The sequence below is a fragment of the Actinomyces gaoshouyii genome, from assembly GCF_002072175.1.
In the GTDB taxonomy this organism is placed as follows: domain Bacteria; phylum Actinomycetota; class Actinomycetes; order Actinomycetales; family Actinomycetaceae; genus Actinomyces; species Actinomyces gaoshouyii.
Genome location: NZ_MVIV01000003.1, coordinates 126,525 through 148,889 on the forward strand (window position 1 = coordinate 126,525; position 22,365 = coordinate 148,889).

Here is a 22,365-nt window from a genome sequence, read left to right on the forward strand (position 1 = left end):
CGGCGTCAGGCGCGCTGGCAGGCCGGGCACCAGAAGAGACGGCGCCCGGCGACCTCCCGCTCCGCAATCGGCGTTCCGCAACGCAGGCAGGGGCGCCCGGCGCGGTGATACACATACCAGCGGGCGGCCTCCGGATCGTCCTCGGGCAGCGGAACGGGGACGTCGTCGAGGTCGACGGTCGTGATGAACCCCGTGGCCACCCCGTACTCCATAAGGGGGACCAGATCGTCCCACACCGCCCTCAGGCGGGCCCGGCTCACCCGGTTGCCCGCCCTGAAGGGGCTGATGCCGCAGCGGAAGAGCGTCTCGGCGCGGTAGATGTTGCCCGCCCCGGCCAGCACCGACTGGTCCATGAGCAGCTCGCCGATCGCCTTGCGGCGCACCCGGGCCGAGGCCACGAAGGCCTCCCGATCCCCGTCGGCGCGAAGCGGGTCGGGGCCGAGGCGACGGCGAACCGCCGCCACGCCCTCGGCGTCGAGCACCTCGCAGGCGTTCGGCCCGGTCAGGTCCGCCACCCCGTGCTCGCCGAGCAGGCGCAGCCGGACTGCGCCGCTCGGCTCGGGCGGCACCCACGCCCCGGGCCGGACGCTGGGCGCGCCGGCCCCATGGCCCGCGCCGCCATCCGTATCCTCGGCGCCTCCCGTCAGGCCCGCCAGCGCCGAGCCACCGCCGCCGCACAGGGCGTGCTCCCCGCGCTCCCCCACCTTCCGTCGCGGCGCCCCGATGGCGTGCGGGGCGGTGAAGCGGGAGTCGCCGTCGAAGGTCCATGAGCCGTACAGCCCCAGGTGGATGCGCAGCCACACGACGGCGCTGTCGTCCACCGGCATATCGGCGCGGGGCGCGAAAGCTGTGAAGAGGTGCTTGCCATGGGCCTGCGCCTCCAGGAGGACCTGGCCATCGAGGAGGGCGGCCCCGGCGGCGAAGCGGCCCTGGGGCGAGGAGACCCTCAGTGCCCGCCCGCCGTAGAGCTCGGTGAGGGCGGCGGCGAGTCGGTGGATGGTATGTCCTTCGGGCATGGGCCGACGGTACCCGGTGCGCGGCCCGCGCCCGCGCACCGGCGGTGAAGGGCGGGCGTCAGAGGCGAGCCCGCAGGTAGCCGGCGACCGCCTCGCGCATGTTCTGCGGGCCTCGGGCCAGGGCTTGGGCCAGCGGCTCGTCGGGGGACCCCACCTTGACGAGGTCGCGCACGCCGTGGTCGAGGAGGATCTCCGCGCCGGGCTTGATCCGTCCGGCAAAGACGACGCACGGCGCGCCCGCCTCCCGGGCCAGGCGGGCCACGCCCGCGGGCGTCTTGCCATTGAGGGTCTGCTCGTCGACGGAGCCCTCCCCCGTCAGGACGAGGTCGGCCCGCTCGATCGCGTCGCGCAGCCCGATGGCCTCGGCGACGAGCTCGACACCGGGGCGCATGCGCGCGCCGAGGAAGGCGCTCAGCGCGAAGCCGAGCCCCCCGGCCGCCCCGGCCCCCGGCTGCGCCGCCTCGGCCCGCGTGCCGGTGAGCTCGGCGAGCCGGGCGAGGCGGGCGTCGAGGATTCCCACCATGTCGGCGCTGACGCCCTTCTGGGGCCCGAACACCGCCGTCGCGCCATTCGGTCCGGTCAGCGGGTTGGTGACGTCGCAGGCCACGAGGATGGTCGCCCCGCAGGCGGCGGCGGACAGGCCCGCGAGATCGATGCGCTCGATGCGCCCCATCCGCGCCGGCTCAGGACCGACCGGCTCGTCCGAGGCGTCGAGGAGGCGGACGCCGAGCTCGGTGAGCATGCCCAGCCCGCCGTCGTTCGTCGCCGACCCGCCCAGGCCGATGACGAGGGTGCGGGCGCCGCCCTCCAGTGCGTGCGCCATGAGCATGCCCAGGCCGCGCGTGCTGGAGCGCAGGACGTCCCGCTCGCCCGGGGCGACTCGCTCCAGCCCGGCGCTGCCGGCGACGTCCATGACGGCGCGGTCGCCGGCCAGGCCGTAGACGGCCTCGATGGGGCGCCCGAGCGCGTCGGCGCTGGGCGCGCTGATCATGTCGGCGCCCCAGGACGCGGCGACCGCGTCGACGAACCCCTCCCCGCCGTCGGACATGGGCATCAGGACGGTGCGGGCCCCGGGGACGGCGTCGCGCACGCCCTCGTCCATGGCCCTGGCGGCCCGGAGGGCCGTCATGTTCTCCTTGAATGAGTCCGGTGCGAGCACGATCCGCATCGCCGCTCCCCTCTCATGTTCTCCTCAGTCAATGGCTCGCCCCGCGCTCGCCTCAGGCGCGCCCGCAGCGCGCCGCCTCGTAGGCGGCCAGCTGGTCGATGCGGCGCTGGTGGCGCGCCGCCCCGCTGAAGGGCTCGGCGATGAAGGCGTCGACGATCGCCAGGGCCTCGTCCAGCGAATGCATGCGCCCGCCCACGCTCACCATATTCGCGTCATTGTGGGCGCGGGTCAGACGCGCCGTCTCCAGGTTCCAGGCCAGGGCGCAGCGCGCGCCGTCGACGAGGTTGGCGGCCATCTGCTCGCCGTTCCCACTGCCGCCCAGCACCACTCCGAGACTGCCGGGCTCGTCGACGACGGCCTGGGCCGCCGCCAGGCAGAAGGCGGGGTAGTCGTCGTCGGGGTCGTAGGAGAAGGCGCCGTGGTCGATGACCTCATGGCCGGCATCCTGAAGGTGAGCGACGAGGGCCTCTTTGATCTCGTAGGCGGCGTGGTCCGTGGCGATATGGATGCGCATGGGTCGATTCTGCCCCAGCGCCGCGGCGCGCGCCCACCCCCGCCGGCCCACAGATGTGCGAAGCGGCATGGACCCCGGGTTAGGTTGGGCGCATGACCACCACAGCCAGCACAGGCAGCACAGCCAGCGCCCCTGAATCACCCGATGCCGGCCGTGTCCGCGCGGGAGTCCTCGAGCTCGACGCCGTCGACGCCGGACTGCGCCCGCAGGACGACCTGTTCCGGTACGCCAACGGCTCCTGGCTCGCCTCCGCCGAGATCCCCGCCGACCGCCCGGGCACGGGCTCCTTCACGCTCCTTCGCGACGCCGCCGAGGAGGCCTGCCACGAGATCCTGCGCGACGCCGCGGCGGGCGAGGAGGCGGCCCAGCCCCGCCCCACCACGTCGGCGGGCAAGATCGGGGCCCTGTTCGCGACCTTCATGGATGAGGAGCGCATCGAGGCCTTGGGCGCAGCGCCCCTGACCCCCGAGCTCGCCCCCGTCCTGGAGGCCCCCACCAAGGAGGCCCTCGCGCGGGCCCTGGGGGCGGGCGCGCACTTCACCGGACCCATCGACGCCGGCGTCTACAACGACATCAATGATCCGGACCGCTACACCACCTGGATGGACCAGGCCGGCCTCGGCCTGCCCGATGAGTCCTACTACCGCGAGGAGGGACGCCAGGCCCTGCGCACCGCCTATGTCGCGCACGTGGCCAGGATGCTGGAGCTCGCCGGGCTGCCCGAGCGCCTCGGCGCGCTCGCGCAGGACCTGGCCGAGCGGATCATGGCCCTCGAGACCTCCCTGGCCAAGGGCCACTGGGACCGCGTGGCCTGCCGGGATATCGACAGGACGAACAACCCGATGACCTGGGAGCAGATCGTGGGCTCCTCCCCCGCCTTCCCCTGGGAGGCCTGGCGCGAGGGCGCGCGGGCGGCCGCCGCCGCGGCGGGGGTGGAGGGGACCACCTACCTGGACGAGACGATCGTCAACCAGCCCGACTACCTCACCCATATGGCCGGCTGCTGGCAGTCCACCCCCGTGGAGGACCTGCGGGCGTGGGCCTGCTGGCATATCGTCCAGAGCCGGGCCACGCTGCTGTCCAGCGACTTCGTGAGCGCCAGCTTCGACTTCTACGGCAGGACCCTGCAGGGCACCGATGAGCTGCGGCCGCGCTGGAAGCGCGGCGTGGGCCTGGTCGAGTCGAGCCTCGGGGAGGCTCTGGGCGAGATCTACGTGGCTGAGCACTTCCCACCCGAGCACAAGGCCGCCATGGAGCGGCTCGTGGCCGACCTCATCGAGGCCTACCGGGACTCCATCTCCTCCCTGGAGTGGATGAGCCCGGCCACCCGCGAGCGCGCCCTGGCCAAGCTCGACCAGTTCACCCCCAAGATCGGGTATCCGGACACCTGGCGGGACTACTCCGCCGTCGACATCACCCCCGGGGATCTGCTGGCCTCCATCCGCTCGGTGGAGGCCTACGAGAACGCCCGGGCCCTGCGCAAGCTGGGCGAGCCGATCGACCGCGCCGAGTGGCATATGACCCCGCAGACCGTCAACGCCTATTACAACCCGGCGATGAACGAGATCGTCTTCCCCGCCGCGATCCTCCAGCCCCCGTTCTTCGACCCCGGGGCCGATGACGCCGTCAACTACGCGGGCATCGGCGCCGTCATCGGCCATGAGATCGGCCATGGCTTCGACGACCAGGGCTCGACCTTCGACGGCACGGGGAAGGTCGCCGACTGGTGGACTCCCGAGGACCGTCAGGCCTTCTCCGCGCGCACCTCCGCGCTCATCTCCCAGTACGACGCCCTGATCCCGGCCGCCGTCGCCGCCAGGCACGAGCAGGCCGGCACCCCTGCCGACGACATCCCCCATGTCAACGGCGCGCTGACGATCGGGGAGAACATCGGCGACCTCGGGGGCGTGGGCATCGCCCTCAAGGCCTACCGTCTGGCCCTGGCCCGCGCCGGCATCGAGGGCTTCGAGGGGGCACCCGTCATCGACGGCCTGACGGGCCTTCAGCGCTTCTTCTACTCGTGGGCGAGGATCTGGCGGACGAAGAACCGCGACGATTACGCCGAGCTGCTGCTGACGATCGACCCGCACTCGCCGGCAGAGTTCCGCTGCAACGGGATCGCCAGCAATGTCGACGCCTTCTACGAGGCCTTCGACGTGTCCCCCGGCGACGGCATGTGGCTCGACCCGGAGCAGCGCGTGTCCATTTGGTAAGACCGCGGCTCACCGACAGGGGGCGGCGGGGAGCACTCCCCACCGCCCCCGTCGCGTCCCATGGGCTCCGATGATTCCTGGGAGCCGGCCGGTCACCGCCAATGAGCGCCATTGCGGGCCATGGGCGGTCGTCGGAACGGACGGGACCGTGTACGGCGCGCAAGCCCCCGGGACGTGAAACGGGCTCGTCATACGGGCGATGCGCCCTTGCGACCGCAATCGGATCGGTGCAAGATCGTGACCGTCCCCAGGCGCCCCATGGCGCACCCCGACCTCAAGGAGGACACAGATGCGTCTTGGACGCCCCTTCGCCATCACCGCCGCGGCCCTTCTCGCCGCCGGCGCCGTCACCACCACCGCGACCGCCGACGAGCCCGACTTCGCGTTCAGCGACGACGTCGCCGACACCGCCGACCCCGCCAGCACCGCCTTCCCCGTCAGCGGCACCGGCTGCGCCAGCACCGCCGAGAACCCCGCCACCGTCCTGGTGACCCTCGCCCAAGGCGACTCGGACGACAACATCAAGGCCGCGACCCCCACCACCATCAACGTCGCGCCCGGTAACAGCACCTGGTCCGGCACCATCGACCTGGCCGACGCCGTGGGGCAGGTCGGCGTCGCCCCGACCACCGAGCCCTGGGTCCTCGCGGCCCAGTGCGTCCAGTACGGCAAGGACGATGGCACGATCACCGCCCAGCGCCTCATCCTGGACGCCACCAAGGCCGAGGCCGCGCTGACCCTCAAGGACGACGGCGACGCCCAGAGCTTCGAGTTCTCCGGCTCCGGCTTCACCCCCGATGAGACCGTCACGCTGACCCTCAGGGACGGCAACGGCGACGTCGTGGCCACCCTGGCCACCATGACCGCCGACGCCGAGGGCAGGATCGCCGCCTCCTTCCCGGCCCCGACCGGCATCGCCGACGGCTCCTACGACGCCGTCGTCGAGGGCTCCCGCTACGGCGAGGGCGGCACTCTCGAGCGCAAGGTGGCCGTCTCCGGCGGCGTGTTCTCCTACGAGGGCAAGGACGGCAGCGAGCTCATGGGCTCCCCCGACGCCACTGCCACTGCTGCCCCGGCCGCCCCGGCCGCCCCGGCCGCGGCGCAGAACGCCCCTGCTCCCGCCGCGGCGCAGAACACCGCTACTCCCGCCGCGGCGCAGAACACCGCCCCCGCGAAGGAGGGCAAGGAGGACCTGGCCAGCACCGGTGCTGACGCGATGACCTTCATCATCATCGGCGGCAGCCTCGCCACCGCCGGCGGCCTGCTCCTGGCGGCCCGTCATCGTCGCGCCTGACGCCTCATCGGGTCGGTCGAGTGAGCAGCTCACCCGCCGCTCCTGACCCCGCGCCCGCCCGGGCCCCGAAAGCGCTCATCGCGTTCGGGGCCCGGGCGCGCCGTTCCGCCCGTGCTCATCGCGCCCTGACCATTCTCATCGCCGGCCTCGTGCTCGTCCTCGCCCTGGCGCTCGGCGACCTCGGGCTCCTCGCCCACCGCATCAGGCACGTGCCCGTCGCGATGCCCCGCCCCGCGAGCGCCCTGGCCGAGGGCGACGCCACCGTCCCCTACCAGGGCGAGACCTGGCTCATCATCGGCACCGACTCCCGGCTCAGCGTGCCGGGCGGGCCGGACCGCTACGGGGACGCCTCCGAGGATCGGTCGGGCGCTCGGGCCGACGTCGTCGTCCTCCTCCAGCCCGGCCCCGGGATCCCACGCGCGATCGTCCTGCCCCGCGACCTCACCCTGACCGCCGGCGGCCTTCAGCGCGAGCGCCTGACGACCTCCTACCTCCAGGGCCCGCAGAGCACCGTCGACCTGCTGTGCTCCGCCCTGGGCGTGCCCACCGCGCACCTGGTGACCGTCGATATGGGGGGCTTCGCGAGCCTCGTCGACGCCGTCGGCGGGCTCACGCTCGACATCCCCGAGCCCGTCCGCGACGAGATGGCGGGGCTCGACATCCCCGCCTCCGGCGCGCACACCCTCAGCGGGATCGACGCCCTTGCGCTCGTGCGCTCCCGCCACCCGCAGATTCTGCGCGACGGGCAGTGGACCGCCCTGAGCGAGGCCGAGGGGGCCCAGCGCCGCAGCGAATCCACCGGCCTCGTCATGAGCGCCCTCATCACGGCCCTCGCCCAGGAGGCCTCAACCCCGTGGGGCGCGCGCTCCCTGGCGCACGCCGTGGCCGGCGCCCTCACCACCGACGAGGGCACGGGGCTGATCGATCTCGCCCGGCTCGGCTGGGACCTGGCCGACGGGGTCGAGGGCGCCCAGGACTCCCGGGCGGTGGAGGTCACCACCGTCCCGGCCCCCACCCAGAGCGGCGGCTTCATCGCGCTGCCCACGCCGGAGACCTACTCCGCGCTCTCGGCCCGGGGCTACGCCCCCGGCACCTGCGCGCCCTGACGCCCCGGGCGACCCAGCGCTGTTCACGCGCCGCGCATGAGGGGGCCGCGCCGGCGCGGCGATGAGAGGATCGGGCGAAGCCCCGCGGGGCGAGCGAGCCCCGCCATGATGACAGGAGCGCAGATGCCCGGAATCAACCTGACCCGCGCCGAGGCCCGCGAGCGCGCCTCGCTCGTGACCGCCGAGAGCTACGACGTCGTCCTGGACCTGTCCGGGGCGGCGGACCCCGACCAGGCGACCTTCCGATCGGTGACCACCGCACGGTTCCGCGCGACGCCGGGCTCCTCGACCTTCATCGACCTCATCGCCCCGCGGGTGCGCGAGGTCCGCCTCAACGGGACCGCTCTCGACCCGGCCGAGGTCTACGCGGACTCCCGGATCGCCCTGGAGGGGCTGGCGGAGTCCAACGAGCTCGTCGTCGCCGCCGACTGCGCCTACATGCGCACCGGTGAGGGCCTGCACCGCTTCACCGACCCCGCCGATGGCGCCACCTACCTCTACACGCAGTTCGAGGTGCCCGACTCCCGGCGCGTCTTCGCGGTCTTCGAGCAGCCCGATCTCAAGGCCTCCTTCACCTTCACCGTCACGGTGCCCGATGGCTGGACCGTCTTCTCCAACTCCCCCACCCCCGCGCCGAGCCCCGCGGGCGCTGGGGCGCGGGTCTTCTCCTTCGCGCCGAGCGAGCGCATGAGCTCCTACATCACGGCGATCGTCGCCGGGCCGTACGTGGGGGCCAGCGATGAGTACCGCGCTGACGACGGCCGCGTGGTGCCGCTGGGCGTGTACTGCCGCGCCTCGCTGGCCGAGCACCTCGACGCCGACGAGATCCTGGCGCTGACCAAGGGCGGCTTCGCCTTCTACGAGGAGCTGTTCGGCACGCCCTACGCCTTCCCGAAGTACGACCAGGTCTTCGTCCCCGAGTTCAACGCCGGCGCCATGGAGAACGCCGGGATCGTCACCCACCGGGACGACTACGTCTTCCGCTCCCGCCCGGTGGAGGCCCGCGTCGAGCGGCGCGCGGTGACGATCCTCCACGAGCTGGCACACATGTGGTTCGGGGACCTGGTGACCATGGAGTGGTGGAACGACCTGTGGCTCAACGAGTCCTTCGCCGAGTACACCTCCACCCTGGCCACGGCCGAGACGACGCGCTTCACCGACGCCTGGACCACCTTCCAGACCTTGGAGAAGGCCTGGGCCTACAACCAGGACCAGCTCTCCTCCACCCACCCGATCGCCGCCGAGATCAGGGATCTTCACGACGTCGAGGTGAACTTCGACGGCATCACCTACGCCAAGGGCGCCTCGGTGCTCACCGCCCTCGTGGCCTATGTGGGCCGCGAGCGGTTCTTCGCGGGCATCGCCCGCTACCTGGAGGCGCACGCCTTCGGCAACGCGACGCTGGCCGACCTGCTGAGCGAGCTCGAAGCCGTCTCCGGGCGGGATCTCGGGGCCTGGACGCGGGTGTGGCTGCAGGAGGCCGGGGTAACGGCTCTGCGCTTGGAGACCACCACGGATGAGGCGGGCCGCATCGCCTCCGCCGCCGTCGTCCAGGAGATCCCGGAGGGCTCACCGGCGACGCTTCGCCCGCACCGCTTGGCGATCGGCGCCTACAGCCACGATGACTCCGGCGCGCTGGCGCGGGTCGAGCGCGTCGAGCTGGACATCGCCGGCGCGCGCACGCCGGTGCCGGGCCTGGTCGGCCTGCCCCGCCCCGAGGTCCTGCTCGTCAACGACGACGACCTCACCTATGCCAAGCACCGCCTCGACGAGGCCTCCCTGTCCGCCGCGCTGGAGGGGATCGGCGACTTCACCGATTCGCTGGCTCGCTCGCTCGTCCTGGCCTCGGCCTGGGACATGGTGCGCGACGGCGAGCTGCCCGCCTCCCACTACCTCTGCGCCGCCCTGGAGGCGCTGAAGGTGGAGCCCCACTCGAGCGTGGTTCAGGGCCTCCTGGCGCGGATCGGCACCTGCCTTGCCCTCTACCTGCCCCCCGCAGCGCGCCGCGAGGCCGCCCCCGAGGCGGCCGCCGCCCTGCTGGCCCTGGCCCGCGGCGCCGAGCCGGGCAGCGACCGCCAGCTCCAGCTCGTGCGCGCCGTGGCCGCTCACGCCGTGAGCGAGGAGCAGATCGACGCCGTCGCCGGCTGGCTCGATGGCTCCGCCGCCCTGCCGGGACTGGCGGTGGACGCCGATATGCGCTGGGAGCTCCTCACCGGTCTGGTGGCGGCCGGCCGCGCCGGCGAGGCAGAGATCGCCGCCGAGGAGGCCCATGACCGCACGACCACGGGCCGCGAGCGGGCGGCCGGCGCCCGCGCCTCGATCCCCACCGCCGAGGCGAAGGCGGCGGCCTGGCGGGCGCTCGTGGAGGACTCCTCGATGCCCAATGAGACGCAGCGCCAGGCGCTGGCCGGATTCGGCCGCGTTGAGCGCGCCCCCGAGCTCATGGTGCCCTTCGTCGAGGAGTACGTGGCCGCCATCGAGTCCGTCTGGTCATCGCGGACCTTCCACATGGCCGAGGCCCTGCTGGAGGGGCTGTGGTCCTGCGCGACCGTCGGCCTTCCGGGTGCCGATCCAATCGGGGCGCTCGAGGGCTGGCTGGACGCCCACGCCGACGCCCCGGCCGCGCTGCGCCGGATCGTGGCGGAGAACCTCGACGACGCTCGCCGGGCGGTCCGCGCCCAGGCGGCGCAATCGGCGATTTGAGCCCGAGGGGCCGTGGCCTCTCACGGCCCCTCGCGGCTCTCGCCCGTCCAAGAGCGCACATTGTCGTCACGGGGCAGGGCACAATGGGACCCGCCCCTGGCCCCCTTCCCGAGAGCGCCATGACCACGTCATCTTCCCCATCGAGCCGCCGCGCGCGCTCAGGCGCCCGCGCCCCTGCAAAGTACGTCGTCGTGAGGGACCACCTCCTCGCCCTCATCGCCGATGGCCTCGAGCCGGGCTCGCTCATCCCCTCCGAGAGGGAGTTGTGCGAAACCTTCTCCGTGTCCCGGATGACGGTGCGCCAGGCGATCGACACCCTCGTCGTCGACGGCGCCCTGGAGCGCCACCAGGGCCGGGGGACCTTCGTGTCCCAGCCCAAGCTCGACCTCCAACTTCGCCTGTCCTCCTTCACCGATGAGATGCGCCGGCGCGGCATGGAGCCGGGATCCGTCTTCCTGACCGCTGAGACCACGCGTGCCACCCCTCAGGTGGCCCAGGCCCTCGAGATCTCCACAGGGGATGAGGTGCACCACTTGAGGCGCCTGCGCACGGCGGACTCGACCCCGATAGCGATCGAGGAGAACTGGCTGACCGCCTCGCTGCTGCCCGACCTGCTCGAAGGAGCGCTCGACTTCTCCGTCTACCGGCGCCTGGGGGAGGCCGGCCTGGAGCCGGATTGGGGCGAGGACGTCATCCAGGGGCATGTCGTCTCCTCGGAGGAGGCGATTCTCCTGGGCGTGCCCGAGGGCGCACCGGCCCTCGGCATCACCCGCCGAGCCTTCCACAACGACGTCGCTGTGGACTACTCCCGCTCGCTGTACCGCGCGGACCGCTACACCCTGTGGGTGCCTGTCGCGGCCCCTCAGCCCGCGGCGGCGCGCCGCTCGCCCACGACCCGAGCGCCGCGGAGCGCCCGCTCCACCGGGTGAACGGCGCCCCCATCCGGTGAAGCGGGAGTGATCACGCTCTCAATCAGCGGTATTGTTCACATCCAGCCCCTATATCCGGCAGCGCACCGCAGCCGCGTCCACCGCATCCAGGAGGAGCAACCATGTCCCAGGCACGCCAGATCGTCGACGCCCTCGGCGGCTTCGACAACATCGTCGAGATCGAGCCCTGCATCACCCGGTTGCGCTGCGAGCTGGAGAGCGTCTCCGCTGTCGACGAGGCCGCGCTCAGGGCCGCCGGCGCCCACGGCGTCGTCACCGTCGGCGACGTCGTTCAGGTCATCATCGGACCCACCGCGGACGCGCTCTACGAGCAGATTGAGGACCTCCGATGACCCTGGAGGTCCTCTCTCCCCTTTCCGGGACCGTCATCGCCCTCGAGGATGTCCCGGACCCGGTCTTCTCCGGCCGGCTGATCGGGCCGGGGATCGCCGTCGATCCGCCCCGCGCCCCCGGACAGGTCGTCACGCTGGCGCCGATCCCCGGGCGCGTGGCCAAGATCCACCCGCACGCCTTCGTCATCGCCGCCGATGACGGCAGGAGCGTGCTCGTCCACCTGGGCTTGGACACCCTGGGCCTGGAGGGCAGGGGATTCACCGTCCATCGGGAGGAGGGGGCGAGGGTCCGCGCGGGCGACCCGATCATCACCTGGAGCCCGGCCCGGATCGAGGGGGATGGGTTCAACCCGGTCGTCCCGATCATCGCCCTCGACGCCGGCGAGGCCGACCTCGCCCTCACCGCCCCCGGCACCGCCGTCGCCCCCGGCAACGCGCTCATCGCCTGGTCCTAGGCGGACGGTCGGCGTCCCCAGAGACCAACGAGGCGGGGCCCCGGTCGGATCGGCCGGGGCCCCGCCTCGCACTCACAGCGTTCAGTCCCGGGGCGTGCGGCGCTGGCCCATCTCCTGGCGGATCGCCTGGAACAGGCTCGCCAGCCGCGCATTGCCCGGCAAGTCCTCGATGAGGACCGGCTCGCCCGAGCTATCCGCCAGGGGGATCCTCCAGTTCGGGTACTCCTGGTCCGTGCCCGGCTGGTTCTGCGTCCTGCGCTCGCCGACACAGTCCACGAGGGCGACGCCGATGAGAGCCGAGGCAGTGCGCGCGATGTACCGGTGGAGGGCCTCGACGATCTCGCGCTCGGAGGGGTTGGCGCCCAGCAGGCGATGCTCGCGCAGGCGCTCGATCATCCGGTCGCGCTCCGCGCCCGCCTCGGCGCGCACCTGCTCGACCGGGTCCGCCAGCAGGCCGAGGCGCTCGCGCAGGGTGACGTGCTCGTCGGCGAGATACCCCGCGGTGGGCGGCAGATCGTGGGTGTTGACCGTGGACAGCGCGAGGCGCCGGTAGTCCTGCGGCTGGAGCGGCCAGCCATCGCCCTGCTTCTCGAACCAGAGCACGGAGGTGCCCAGCACGCCGCGGCTGGCCAGGTAGTCGCGGGCCCAGGGCTCCACGGTCCCCAGGTCCTCGCCGATGATGACGGCGCCGGCCCGGTAGGCCTCCAACAGGACCACGCCGACCATCGCCTCGTGGTCGTAGCGCACGTAGGCGCCGGAGGCGGCGCCCATGCCCTCGGGGATCCACCACAGGCGGAACAGGCCGATGATATGGTCGACGCGCAGCGCGCCGGCATGACGCAGGACCGTGCGCACCATGTCCCGCAGTGGCTGGAAGGCGGTCTCCGCCAGGTAGACGGGGCTCCACGGCGGCTGAGACCAGTTCTGCCCCAACTGGTTGTACATGTCCGGCGGGGCGCCCACCTCGATGCCGGAGGCGAAGGCCTCGGGCTCGGACCAGACATCCGCGCCCCGGGCATGGACGCCCACGGCGAGGTCGTCCATGATCCCCAGTGCCATGCCGGAGGCCTTGGCCTGCTCCTGGGCCCGGGCCAGCTGCTCATCGACGATCCACTGGAGCCAGGCGTAGAAGTCGATGCGATCGGTCAGGGCGCGGGCTTCATCGGCCACGAAGGCGGATGAGGGGTCCTTGAGGTTCTCGGGCCAGTCGGCCATCTCACCGTGCTCCTCGGTGAGCGCGCACCACAGGGCGAAACGCTCCAGGCCCTCGCCGGCCTCGGCGCGGAAGCGCTCGAAGTCCCGGCGCCGGGAGCGCGAGCGCCCCGCGGAGAAGACGACCTCGAGGGCATCGCGCTTGAGCTTCCAGATGGTGTCCCGATCGATCGGGGCGACGGTGCGGTTGGTCGCTGCGAGCTCCTCCAGGGACCACTGGATGAGAGAGCGGCGCGGCCCGGACAGTCGGGTCATCTCCGGGATCGCCTCGGGCCGGATGTAGATCGGGTTGACGAAGCGCCGGGTGACCGGGAGGTAGGGCGACGGCGTCATCTCCCCCGAGGGCTCGGCCGCGTGCAGGGGGTTGATGAGCAGGAAGTCAGCGCCCTCGTCGCCGAAGAAGGAGGCGAGCTCGGTGAGATCGTCCGCGTCCCCGATGCCCCAGGAGTCGGCCGAGCGCGCCGAGTAGAGCTGCGCCATGACGCCCCAGCCTCGCTCGCCCAGGCTCGCGGGGAGTTCCAGGCGGTCCGGGGTCATCGCCAGCGCCGCCGTGGCGGTGGTGGCGGGGCGGCCCTCGACGGCCTCGATCTCGGCCACGAGGGTATGCCAGCCCAGCGGCAGGTCCCCGGGGATGCGGAAGGAGGCGCGGCCGGTGAGGACGCCGTCGACCTCCCGGGGGCGCTCCCAGTCCTCGGCCTGCTCCAGCTCGACGGAGCCCCCGGACTCGAGTTCGACGCGCACGGTGACCGTCGCGCCGTCGGGGACGTGGACCGCCACGGGGGCCTCCCATCCCTGGCGGCGCACGACGGTCGGGGGGAGGATGCGCCTCCAGGGCGCGAGCTCGGCGTCGGCCAGGGATGCCTTGATCTGGGCATCGGTCGCGGCCGCCACTCCGAGTGCGGCGAGGACCGCCACGAGGGTGGCGCGGCCGGGGGCGGCGCGGTTGCCGTGGTAATCCCAGTACTCGGTGGACACGCCGTGCATCTCCGCGAGGCGCTTGAGGTCCTCGTCCGCGGGCTCGTCAGGGGCGGTTCCAACGGGGGTCGACTCAGTCATGGGCAGTGCCGCCTGTTCTCGTGAGCGCTCTCACGCCGGGAGCGCTCGTACGATGCCGTCGCGCTCGGGATTGATCGGATACGGACCCTCCCGCCGGGGTGACGCCGTAGTCAGTCGCGGTCGTAGGAACAGGATGGGGTCCGCGTGTTGCTGCAAGCCTTGCATAGTCTGGGCCGGAGCGCCAAAGCCGCCCGTCGGCGAGTCGCGCCCGCAGGGGCGACAGCGGATGGGCGGCATGGGAGTGCGGCTCAGAGGGCCGCTATCTCATCGGCGAGGGCGTCCGCCGTCGGGCCGACGACGACCTGCACGACGGAGCCGGAGCGGACCACGCCGAAGGCCCCTGCGGCCCTCAGGGCCTCCTCATCGACCTTCCCCTGATCGACGACCTCGACCCTGAGCCGGGTGATGCAGGGCTCGAGGACCATGATGTTCTCGCTGCCACCGAGGCCGGCGACAATGCTCTCCGCAGTCGCGCTCATCGCTACTCCTTCGCTCGTCTTCATGCACTGCCCCCGCGCCCACCGGCGCGAGAGTGATCCGAGATCTAATTATCAGGCCGCCCCCGCCGCAACCGGGCACGGCTCGCCATCATGTGTCCTCCATCACTTCCCTGGAGCGCTGGGCTCCCTTATGGGCGGAGTCGTGTGCCAATCGTGATTCATACTCCGGTTTCCCTCCCGAAAGCGCCCCCAGGCGTGCACAATGGGCCCTACGACCGCCTCCATCACTGACGAGGAGCACTCATGGCGCTGTCCGATGCATCTCCCACTTCCCTGTCCGGTATCGGCGTGAGCCCCGGCCTCGTCGCCGGGCCCGTTGCCCGCATGGCACCGGGCATCCCCGAGCCCGAGCTCGCGCTGATCGACGCCTCCCGCGACCTCGACAAGGAGTGCGAGCGGATCGAGGCCGCGGCTCAGACCGTCAAGAAGGGCCTGGAGCTCTCCGCCGCCCAGGCCAAGGGCGAGGGCCGCACCCTCCTGGAGACGACGGCGCAGATGGCCGCCGACCCCACCCTCACCTCCTCCGCGCAGGCCATGGTCCGCGAGCGCAGGCTCGTGCCCGAGCGGGCCGTCTGGGAGGCCGCCGGCACCCTCGCCTCGATGCTCGCGTCGCTCGGCGGCTACATGGCTGAGCGCACGCGCGACGTCGCCGACGTGCGCGACCGCATCGTCGCCGTCCTGACCGACTCCCCCATGCCCGGCATCCCGATGCTGCCCGAGCCCTTCATCCTGGTGGCCGAGGACCTGGCACCGGCGGACACCGCCCTGCTGGACCCGGAGAAGGTCATCGCCTTCATCACCTCCGAGGGCGGCCCCACCTCGCACACGGCCATCCTCGCCCGGGCCCTGGGCATGCCCGCCATCGTGGGCACCGGCGCCGAGGTCGTCGACCAGCTCCATGATGGGGACATCGTCCTGGTGGACGGCACGAAGGGCGTCATCACGCTCAACCCCGACGAGGGAGCGCTGCGCCGGGCCAAGGAGCTCGCCAGCCGGGTGCGCGTCTTCAACGGCGACGGCGCCACGAAGGACGGCCGGGAGGTCCAGCTGCTCGCCAATGTGGGCGACGCCGCCGGCGCCCGCAGCGCCGCTGAGGCGGGAGCCATGGGCGTGGGCCTGTTCCGCACGGAGTTCTGCTTCCTCGACCAGCCCGATGAGCCCACCATCGAGGCTCAGGTGGAGGCCTACACCGGCGTCCTGGCCGCCTTCCCCGGCAAGAAGGTCGTCGTGCGGACCCTGGACGCGGGCGCCGACAAGCCCCTGCCCTTCCTCACCGACGCGACGGAGGCCAACCCCGCCCTCGGCGTGCGCGCCTACCGGACCGCCCGCCGCGACCCCGATGTGCTCGAGCATCAGCTCGAGGCGCTGGCCAAGGCCGAGGCGGCCACGGACGCCAAGGTGTGGGTCATGGCCCCCATGATCTCCACCGCCGAGGAGGCCAAGGCCTTCACGGACAAGGCGCGCTCCTACGGCCTCAAGACGGCCGGCATGATGATCGAGGTCCCCTCGGCCGCCCTCATGGCGGACAAGCTCTTCGAGTACGCCGACTTCGCCTCGGTGGGCACCAATGACCTCACCCAGTACGTCATGGCGGCGGACCGTCTCCTGTCCTCCCTGGCGGACCTGTCCACCGCCTGGCAGCCGGCCGTGCTGCGGCTCATCAAGCAGGCCTGCGACGGCGCGGCCCCGCACGGGCGCCCAGTGGGCGTGTGCGGCGAGGCCGCCGCGGACCCGGCCCTGGCCACCGTCCTCGTGGGCCTCGGCGTGGCGAGCCTGTCCATGACCGCGCGCGCCCTGCCGGACGTGGACGCCGTCATGAAGTCGGTGACCTTCGAGGAGTGCCAGGAGTTGGCGCGCCTCGCCATCGACTCGGCCACCGCCGAAGACGCGCGCGCGGCCGTGCGCGCCAAGCTGCCGATCCTGGAGGAACTCGGCCTGTGACGACGCCGTATCCCGTCCCCTCCGCCAGCGAGGAGCCGCTCGGCTCCCTCACCCGCATCCTGGCACTGGCGGAGGGTGACGGGACCGACTCGTTCCTCGGCGACTCCCTCCCCCACCTCTCCGGGCGCATCTACGGCGGGCAGGTCATCGCCCAGGGGCTCCTGGCGGCCGCCGCCACCCTTCCGGAGGCGGCCGACGAGGCCCTGGAGCCGCGCCTGCCGCACTCGCTCCACGCGTACTTCATGCGGGGCGGGGATCCCAAGCAGCCCGTGGTCTACGAGGTGGAGCGCCTCCACGACGGGCGCTCCTTCTCCCAGCGCCGCACCACCGCCCTACAGGCGGGCCGGGCGATCCTGGCCATGATCGCCTCCTTCCAGATCGATCAGGAGGGCTCGCAGGCCCAGGTCGCCGCGCCGTCGGTGCCCGGCCCCGAGGAGTTGGTGAGCGCACTGGAGATCTTCCGGACGCTGGACGACCCGGCGGCCAAGTTCCTCGGGCGCACCGCTCCCTTCGACATCCGCCATGTGGAGGGGAACATCTACCTCGGTCCGGGCGCCGAGGTCACCAACAGGCAGCGTCTCTGGCTGCGCTCGCGCGGGCGCATCCCGGCCAAGGCCTCGCAGACGGTGCACCGGGCGCTGCTGACCTACGTGTGCGACCAGGTGATGCTGGAGCCGGCGCTGCGCAGCCAGGGGCTGAGCTGGCGCAGCGAGGGGATGAGCCTGGCCACGCTCGACCACGCCCAGTGGTTCCACCGGGATGTCGATGCCTCGGACTGGCTGCTGTTCGTCCAGGACTCCCCCACCTCGCAGGGCGGGCGCGCGGTGGCGCGGGCGGAGGTCTTCGACTCCGCCGGCCGCCTGGTCTCCACGATCGCCCAGGAGGGCATGATCCGCATGCCCACGGCCACCTCGCGCGGCAGCGGCGACTGGGCCGTCCGCTTCGACGTCTGAGCCCTCAGCGCGCGGGTCGCCCCAGTCGCGTGTGATCGGCCTACGGCCTGCAACACCACTCAATCGCCTCGGACGCTCGAGCAAGCTCGGCGTCGCTCGGCTCAATCGCGTGTGCTCGACCTACGGCCTCCGACACGCTCAATCGCCTCGGACGCTCGAGCAAGCTCGGCGTCGCTCGGCTCAGTCGCGTGTGAGCTTGCGGTAGGTGACGCGGTGGGGGCGGGCGGCCTCGGCGCCCAGGCGCGCGACCTTGTTCTCCTCGTAGGAGGCGAAGTTGCCCTCGAACCAGTACCAGCTCGCCGGGTTCTCCTCCGTGCCCTCCCAGGCCAGGATGTGGGTCGCAACTCGGTCGAGGAACCAGCGGTCGTGGGTGATGACGACGGCGCAGCCGGGGAACTCCAGCAGCGCGTTCTCCAAGGAGCCCAGGGTCTCGACGTCGAGGTCGTTCGTGGGCTCGTCCAGGAGGATGAGGTTGCCTCCCTGCTTGAGGGTCAGCGCCAGGTTCAGGCGGTTGCGCTCGCCACCGGAGAGCACTCCCGCGGGCTTCTGCTGGTCCGCGCCCTTGAAGCCGAAGGAGGCCACGTAGGCGCGGGACGGCATCTCCACGCCCCCGACCTGGATGTAGTCCAGGCCGTCGGAGACGACCTCCCAGAGGGTCTTGGCGGGGTCGATGCCGGCGCGGGACTGGTCCACGTAGGACAGCTTGACGGTCTGGCCGATCTTGAGGCTGCCGCCGTCGAGCTCCTCCAGCCCCACGATGGTCTTGAACAGCGTGGTCTTGCCGACGCCGTTGGGGCCCACGATGCCCACGATGCCATTGCGCGGCAGCGTGAAGGACAGGTCGTCGATGAGGGTGCGCCCGTCGAATCCCTTGCTCAGGTGGCTGGCCTCGAGGACCTGGTTGCCCAGGCGCGGGCCCGGCGGGATCTGGATCTCCTCGAAGTCGAGCTTGCGGGTGCGCTCGGCCTCAGCGGCCATCTCCTCGTAGCGGGCCAGGCGGGCCTTGGACTTGGCCTGGCGGCCCTTGGCGGAGGAGCGCACCCACTCCAGCTCGTCCTTGAGGCGCTTGGCGAGCTTGGCGTCCTTCTTGCCCTGGACCTCCAGGCGCTTCTCCTTGGTCTCCAGGTAGGTGGAGTAGTTGCCCTCGTAGGGGTAGAGGTGCCCGCGGTCGACCTCCGCGATCCACTGGGCGACGTGGTCGAGGAAGTAGCGGTCGTGGGTGACCGCGATGACGGCGCCCTTGTAGGTGCTCAGGTGCTGCTCCAGCCACAGGACGGACTCGGCGTCGAGGTGGTTGGTGGGCTCGTCGAGGAGGAGTAGGTCGGGGGCCTCCAGGAGGAGCTTGCACAGGGCGACTCGGCGGCGCTCACCACCGGAGAGGTGCTTGACCTCGGCGTTCGGCGGCGGGCAGCGCAGGGCGTCCATGGCCTGCTCGAGCTGGGAGTCGAGGTCCCAGGCGTTCGCGGCGTCGATCTCCGTCTGGAGCTTGCCCATCTCCTCCATGAGGGCGTCGAAGTCGGCGTCCGGGTCCGCCATGGCGGCGGAGATCTCGTTGAAACGGTCGAGCTTGCCCTTGATCTCGGCCACGCCCTCCTCGACGTTGCCCAGGACGGTCTTGTCCTCGTTGAGGGGCGGCTCCTGCATGAGGATGCCGACGCTGTAGCCGGGGCTGAGCCGCGCCTCGCCGTTGGAGGGCTGGTCGATGCCGGCCATGATCTTGAGGATCGAGGACTTGCCGGCGCCGTTGGGACCGACCATGCCGATCTTGGCACCGGGCAGGAAGGCCATGGTGACGTCGTCGAGGATGACCTTGTCTCCATGGGCCTTGCGCGCCTTGATCATCTGATAGATGTACTCAGCCACTGTGCGGTGCGCCTTTCGTCGAATACGGGGAGGTCTGGTGGGCTCGCGCTCGTGATGGGCCCGCCGGTGGTCCTCCGGGGCCGACGACGCGCGCCGTGGCCCAGCCTAGAGCAGTCGCAGCCCATCGGCGACGACGCGGCGCATGACCCCGCGCACGCGGAACTCTGATGGGCCGGGCTCCTCAGCGCCCGGTGGCGACGAGCAGGTGGATCTGCGCAACGAGCTGAGGAGTCTCGACGGCCTTGATGCGCTCGGTGAGCGCGGCCTCGTCGTCATCGGCCAGGACAGGGACCTCCACCTGGGCGATGATCTCCCCGGTGTCCACGCCGGCGTCGACCCAGAACAGGGTGGCTCCGGCCCGCGTGGCCTCGGCGGCCAGGGCGTCGCGCACGGCGTGGGCGCCCGGGAAGTCGGGCAGGAGCGAGGGGTGGGTGTTGAGGACGCGCCCGCCGAAGCGGGCGAGGAAGGCGTCCCCCAGCAGGCGCATGAACCCGGCGCAGACAACGAGGTCCGGCGCATAGCCGCCCACCGAACGGGCCAGGGCCTCGTCCCAGGCGACGCGGTCCGGGTAATCGGTCAGGGCGACGACCTCGGCGGGGATGCCCGCCGCGCGAGCGCGCTCCAGCCCCGCGCACTCCTTGTCCGCGACGACGCCGACGACCTCGGCACCGTAGGCGGGGTCCTCACAGGCCTCGATGAGGGCGGCGAGGTTCGAGCCCGTCCCCGAGACGAGCACGACGAGTGCGGCGGGCTCAGCGCCCTCCTCCCCCGGGGCCCCGCCGTCCTCGGGGCTGGGGGCGGAGGCGGACTGGAACTGGCCCCCGGAAGCATCCTCCGGCTCGTCCTCCCACGGATCCCCCGAGACGGCGTCGTCGGCCTCCTGGGGACTGCGGGCGCTGCGGACGCTATGGGCGGCGCGCCGCTCGCGCAGGCCCTGGGCCGTGCTCCCGGCCGCCTGACTGGCCGCGCTCACGCCGCGCCGCGTCATCCGGTGGGTCCAGGGGTGGAGCATGAGGGCGGCGGTGAGCAGTCCGAGGCCGACCTCGATCAGGCACAGGATGATGACGGAGGAGGTCGTCGGGCCGGCGTGCGCCATGCGCGCGGGCCCGATGGGACCGGTGGCGCCCAGGCATAGGGCAGCCACCCCGATGGAGAGGAGAAACGTCCCGCCGGCAGCGGCGGCGAGGGCCCCTCCGAGGCTCAGGGAGGTCAGCTCGCCCCGGTGGCGCCAGCCGACGGCGATCGCACCCAGGACGATGAGAAAAGGCAGGAAGCGAGCGGGCCCCCAGGTGCCGGCGGGGAGGGCGCCGAGGATCGGCAGGGACGGCACCGTGTCGGCGATGATCGCGCTGGGGGCGAAGAGAGTCCCGCTCCCCACGCTGAAACCGGGGCCGAGCACCCAGGACATCGCCCAGATGAGCCCCGTGGGGACCCAGGCTGCCTGGAAGAGGACGAGTCCGGCCGAGGAGATGATGCCGCCCCCGGCGATGGAGTCGTGGAGGAGCGAGATCCTCCCCGCCCCGGCGACGACGGCCGCCAGGAGGGCCGCGAGGGAGAGCCCGAGCAGTCCGATCGAGCAGTCGCGTGCCAGGCCCAGCGCTGGGCCCACCCAGTCGGGGCGAGCGCGCCACGAGCGCTCCAGGGCCGGGATGCCCCGCCCCCGGCAGTGGAGCCGGACGCCGATGACGGCCGTCGCCAGGACCATGAGTCCCGGCAGGGCCGGCCAGGCCCCGCCGCCGGGCGCGGACAGCAGCAGGAGGACGGCCCCGGTCAGGGCCGCGGAGGCGACGGCCACGCCCCCGGCCGCCGGGCCGGAGAGGCGGGCCCGCCGGGCGGAGGAGCGCAGGAGCAGCGCCTGGAGGATGGTGACGCCCAGGAGCGGCAGGCCGAGGGCACCGCTGGGGCCCCCGGCGTCGCCGAGGCGCCCGCCCAGGCCGAGGGCCCACAGGCCTGTGCCCGTGCGGATCGTGGAGCCCAGAGTCAGAGCGGTGGCGGCGCTTATCGGGGCCGAGGTCATCATGACGGCGGTGGTCGCGCCGACGACGAGGAACCAGGCCAGCAGGACGGCCTCGATCCCCGCGCGCAGCGCGAAGGGCCAGTCGTCGGGCAGGGCGGCGCGTCGGCGCGGCGCCGGCCGGCGCTGGGCGGGCCCGCTCACGCGCGCGCGAGATCGCGGTGGATGCGGCGCACGAGCTCCGCGGTCTGGCTCGGGGTGCGGCCCACGGCGACTCCCACGGCTTCGAGGGCCTCCTTCTTGGCGGCGGCGGTGCCTGCGGAGCCGGAGACGATGGCGCCCGCGTGGCCCATGGTCTTGCCCTCGGGGGCGGTGAAGCCGGCGACGTAGGCGACCACTGGCTTGGTCACGTGCTCGGCGATGTAGGTGGCGGCGCGCTCCTCGGCGTCGCCACCGATCTCGCCGATCATGACGATGAGCTCGGTGTCGGGGTCGGCCTCGAAGGCGGCGAGAGCGTCGATATGTGTGGTGCCGATGACGGGGTCCCCCCCGATGCCGATGCAGGTGGTGAAGCCGAGGTCGCGCAGCTCGTGCATGAGCTGGTAGGTGAGGGTCCCGGACTTGGAGACCAGTCCGATGGGGCCCGGGCCGGTGATGTCCGGCGGGGTGATGCCCACGTTGGAGCGGCCGGGCGAGATGATGCCGGGGCAGTTGGGGCCGATGACGCGCGCCCCGTGGGCAGCGGCGTGGGCGCGCAGGGCGACGGCGTCGGCCACGGGGATGCCCTCGGTGATGACGACGATGAGGCGCATCCCGGCGTCGACGGCCTCGATGACGGCGTCCTTGGCGAATGCCGGCGGCACGAAGACCACGGAGACCTCTGCCCCGGTGGCCGCCCTGGCCTCGGCGACGCTGCCATGGACGGGGACCTCCACGGTCCCGGTGGGCACGCCGCCGGCGCCCGGCCCGATAGGCTCGACGTCGAAGGCGACTGCGGTGCCCGCCTTGCGGGGGTTGACGCCGGCAACGACCCGCGTGCCGGCGCAGAGCATGCGCCGGGTGTGCTTGCGGCCCTCCGATCCGGTCATCCCCTGGACGACGACGCGGTCGGAGTCGGTGAGGAAAACGCTCATGG

Annotated in this window: 16 protein-coding genes and 1 pseudogene; 9 read left to right on the top strand and 8 right to left on the bottom strand. The window is 72.5% G+C overall.

Features of this window, described 5'->3' with window-relative positions:
• Positions 1–5: 5 nt before the first annotated feature.
• The 3 genes from B1H50_RS03880 to B1H50_RS03890 are packed head-to-tail and all read right to left on the bottom strand — an operon-like array spanning position 6 to position 2,698.
• Positions 6–1,016 carry an Fpg/Nei family DNA glycosylase gene (locus tag B1H50_RS03880; RefSeq protein WP_080462473.1) on the bottom strand — a complete coding sequence of 337 codons (1,011 nt, stop codon included), beginning with the start codon at positions 1,014–1,016 and terminating at the stop codon, positions 6–8.
• Between the two features lie 58 nt (positions 1,017–1,074).
• Positions 1,075–2,184 carry a glycerate kinase gene (locus B1H50_RS03885; RefSeq protein WP_080462474.1) on the bottom strand — a complete coding sequence of 370 codons (1,110 nt, stop codon included), beginning with the start codon at positions 2,182–2,184 and terminating at the stop codon, positions 1,075–1,077.
• Positions 2,185–2,236: 52 nt separating this feature from the next.
• The gene (locus B1H50_RS03890) at positions 2,237–2,698 is read right to left on the bottom strand and encodes a ribose-5-phosphate isomerase (protein ID WP_080462475.1); all 462 of its coding nucleotides are present in this window, start codon (positions 2,696–2,698) and stop codon (positions 2,237–2,239) included.
• 92 nt (positions 2,699–2,790) lie between these two features.
• Here B1H50_RS03890 and B1H50_RS03895 point away from each other — a divergent pair, with 92 nt between their 5' ends.
• The 7 genes from B1H50_RS03895 (at position 2,791) to B1H50_RS03925 (ending at position 11,751) form a co-directional block, all read left to right on the top strand.
• Positions 2,791–4,911 carry a M13 family metallopeptidase gene (locus B1H50_RS03895; protein WP_080462476.1) on the top strand — a complete coding sequence of 707 codons (2,121 nt, stop codon included), beginning with the start codon at positions 2,791–2,793 and terminating at the stop codon, positions 4,909–4,911.
• Between the two features lie 289 nt (positions 4,912–5,200).
• Entirely contained in the window at positions 5,201–6,205 is a 1,005-nt protein-coding gene (locus B1H50_RS03900; RefSeq protein ID WP_080462477.1) for an LPXTG cell wall anchor domain-containing protein, read from the top strand.
• 20 nt (positions 6,206–6,225) lie between these two features.
• Complete coding sequence (locus B1H50_RS03905) at positions 6,226–7,311, top strand: LCP family protein (protein WP_229657943.1); 1,086 nt, start codon at positions 6,226–6,228, stop codon at positions 7,309–7,311.
• 123 nt (positions 7,312–7,434) lie between these two features.
• Positions 7,435–10,014: an aminopeptidase N gene (pepN, locus tag B1H50_RS03910; RefSeq protein ID WP_080462478.1), complete on the top strand. Its 2,580-nt coding sequence runs from the start codon at positions 7,435–7,437 to the stop codon at positions 10,012–10,014.
• A gap of 119 nt (positions 10,015–10,133) precedes the next feature.
• A complete protein-coding gene (locus B1H50_RS03915; protein ID WP_080462479.1) occupies positions 10,134–10,943 on the top strand; it encodes a GntR family transcriptional regulator in 810 nt (269 codons plus the stop codon).
• A 71-nt stretch (positions 10,944–11,014) separates the two neighbouring features.
• Positions 11,015–11,296, top strand: coding sequence for a glucose PTS transporter subunit EIIB (locus B1H50_RS03920; RefSeq protein ID WP_268237223.1), 282 nt, complete (start codon positions 11,015–11,017; stop codon positions 11,294–11,296).
• Entirely contained in the window at positions 11,293–11,751 is a 459-nt protein-coding gene (locus B1H50_RS03925; protein ID WP_080462481.1) for a PTS sugar transporter subunit IIA, read from the top strand. Before B1H50_RS03920 ends, B1H50_RS03925 begins: the two co-directional genes overlap by 4 nt.
• Positions 11,752–11,832: 81 nt before the next feature.
• On the opposite strand, the gene malQ is transcribed toward B1H50_RS03925, so the two are convergent.
• Complete coding sequence (gene malQ, locus B1H50_RS03930; RefSeq protein WP_080462482.1) at positions 11,833–14,019, bottom strand: 4-alpha-glucanotransferase; 2,187 nt, start codon at positions 14,017–14,019, stop codon at positions 11,833–11,835.
• 248 nt (positions 14,020–14,267) lie between these two features.
• Positions 14,268–14,525, bottom strand: a pseudogene (locus tag B1H50_RS03935) (glucose PTS transporter subunit EIIB); the annotation flags it as partial.
• A 237-nt stretch (positions 14,526–14,762) separates the two neighbouring features.
• Here B1H50_RS03935 and ptsP point away from each other — a divergent pair.
• Positions 14,763–16,460, top strand: a complete 1,698-nt coding sequence (gene ptsP / locus B1H50_RS03940; protein ID WP_080462484.1) for a phosphoenolpyruvate--protein phosphotransferase — start codon at positions 14,763–14,765, stop codon at positions 16,458–16,460.
• Positions 16,457–17,413 carry an acyl-CoA thioesterase gene (locus B1H50_RS03945; protein WP_080462485.1) on the top strand — a complete coding sequence of 319 codons (957 nt, stop codon included), beginning with the start codon at positions 16,457–16,459 and terminating at the stop codon, positions 17,411–17,413. The genes ptsP and B1H50_RS03945 overlap by 4 nt, the downstream gene beginning before the upstream one ends.
• 180 nt (positions 17,414–17,593) lie before the next feature.
• Here B1H50_RS03945 and ettA read toward each other — a convergent pair whose 3' ends face one another.
• The 3 genes from ettA to sucD all read right to left on the bottom strand — a co-directional run bounded on the left by ettA (position 17,594) and on the right by sucD (position 22,363).
• Positions 17,594–19,276: an energy-dependent translational throttle protein EttA gene (gene ettA / locus B1H50_RS03950; RefSeq protein WP_080462486.1), complete on the bottom strand. Its 1,683-nt coding sequence runs from the start codon at positions 19,274–19,276 to the stop codon at positions 17,594–17,596.
• A 181-nt stretch (positions 19,277–19,457) separates the two neighbouring features.
• The gene (purN, locus tag B1H50_RS09925) at positions 19,458–21,434 is read right to left on the bottom strand and encodes a phosphoribosylglycinamide formyltransferase (RefSeq protein ID WP_229657944.1); all 1,977 of its coding nucleotides are present in this window, start codon (positions 21,432–21,434) and stop codon (positions 19,458–19,460) included.
• The gene (gene sucD, locus B1H50_RS03960; protein ID WP_080462487.1) at positions 21,431–22,363 is read right to left on the bottom strand and encodes a succinate--CoA ligase subunit alpha; all 933 of its coding nucleotides are present in this window, start codon (positions 22,361–22,363) and stop codon (positions 21,431–21,433) included. The genes purN and sucD overlap by 4 nt, the downstream gene beginning before the upstream one ends.
• Between the last annotated feature and the right edge of the window lie 2 nt (positions 22,364–22,365).

Excerpts from the sequence above, each read along its gene's own strand:
- B1H50_RS03925 (WP_080462481.1), top strand. The coding sequence starts at position 11,293 with ATGACCCTGGAGGTCCTCTCTCCCCTTTCCGGGACCGTCATCGCCCTC.
- ptsP (WP_080462484.1), top strand. The coding sequence starts at position 14,763 with ATGGCGCTGTCCGATGCATCTCCCACTTCCCTGTCCGGTATCGGCGTG.
- B1H50_RS03885 (WP_080462474.1), bottom strand. The coding sequence starts at position 2,184 with ATGCGGATCGTGCTCGCACCGGACTCATTCAAGGAGAACATGACGGCC.
- sucD (WP_080462487.1), bottom strand. The coding sequence starts at position 22,363 with ATGAGCGTTTTCCTCACCGACTCCGACCGCGTCGTCGTCCAGGGGATG.
- pepN (WP_080462478.1), top strand. The coding sequence starts at position 7,435 with ATGCCCGGAATCAACCTGACCCGCGCCGAGGCCCGCGAGCGCGCCTCG.
- B1H50_RS03880 (WP_080462473.1), bottom strand. The coding sequence starts at position 1,016 with ATGCCCGAAGGACATACCATCCACCGACTCGCCGCCGCCCTCACCGAG.
- malQ (WP_080462482.1), bottom strand. The coding sequence starts at position 14,019 with ATGACTGAGTCGACCCCCGTTGGAACCGCCCCTGACGAGCCCGCGGAC.
- B1H50_RS03895 (WP_080462476.1), top strand. The coding sequence starts at position 2,791 with ATGACCACCACAGCCAGCACAGGCAGCACAGCCAGCGCCCCTGAATCA.
- B1H50_RS03915 (WP_080462479.1), top strand. The coding sequence starts at position 10,134 with ATGACCACGTCATCTTCCCCATCGAGCCGCCGCGCGCGCTCAGGCGCC.
- B1H50_RS03900 (WP_080462477.1), top strand. The coding sequence starts at position 5,201 with ATGCGTCTTGGACGCCCCTTCGCCATCACCGCCGCGGCCCTTCTCGCC.
- B1H50_RS03890 (WP_080462475.1), bottom strand. The coding sequence starts at position 2,698 with ATGCGCATCCATATCGCCACGGACCACGCCGCCTACGAGATCAAAGAG.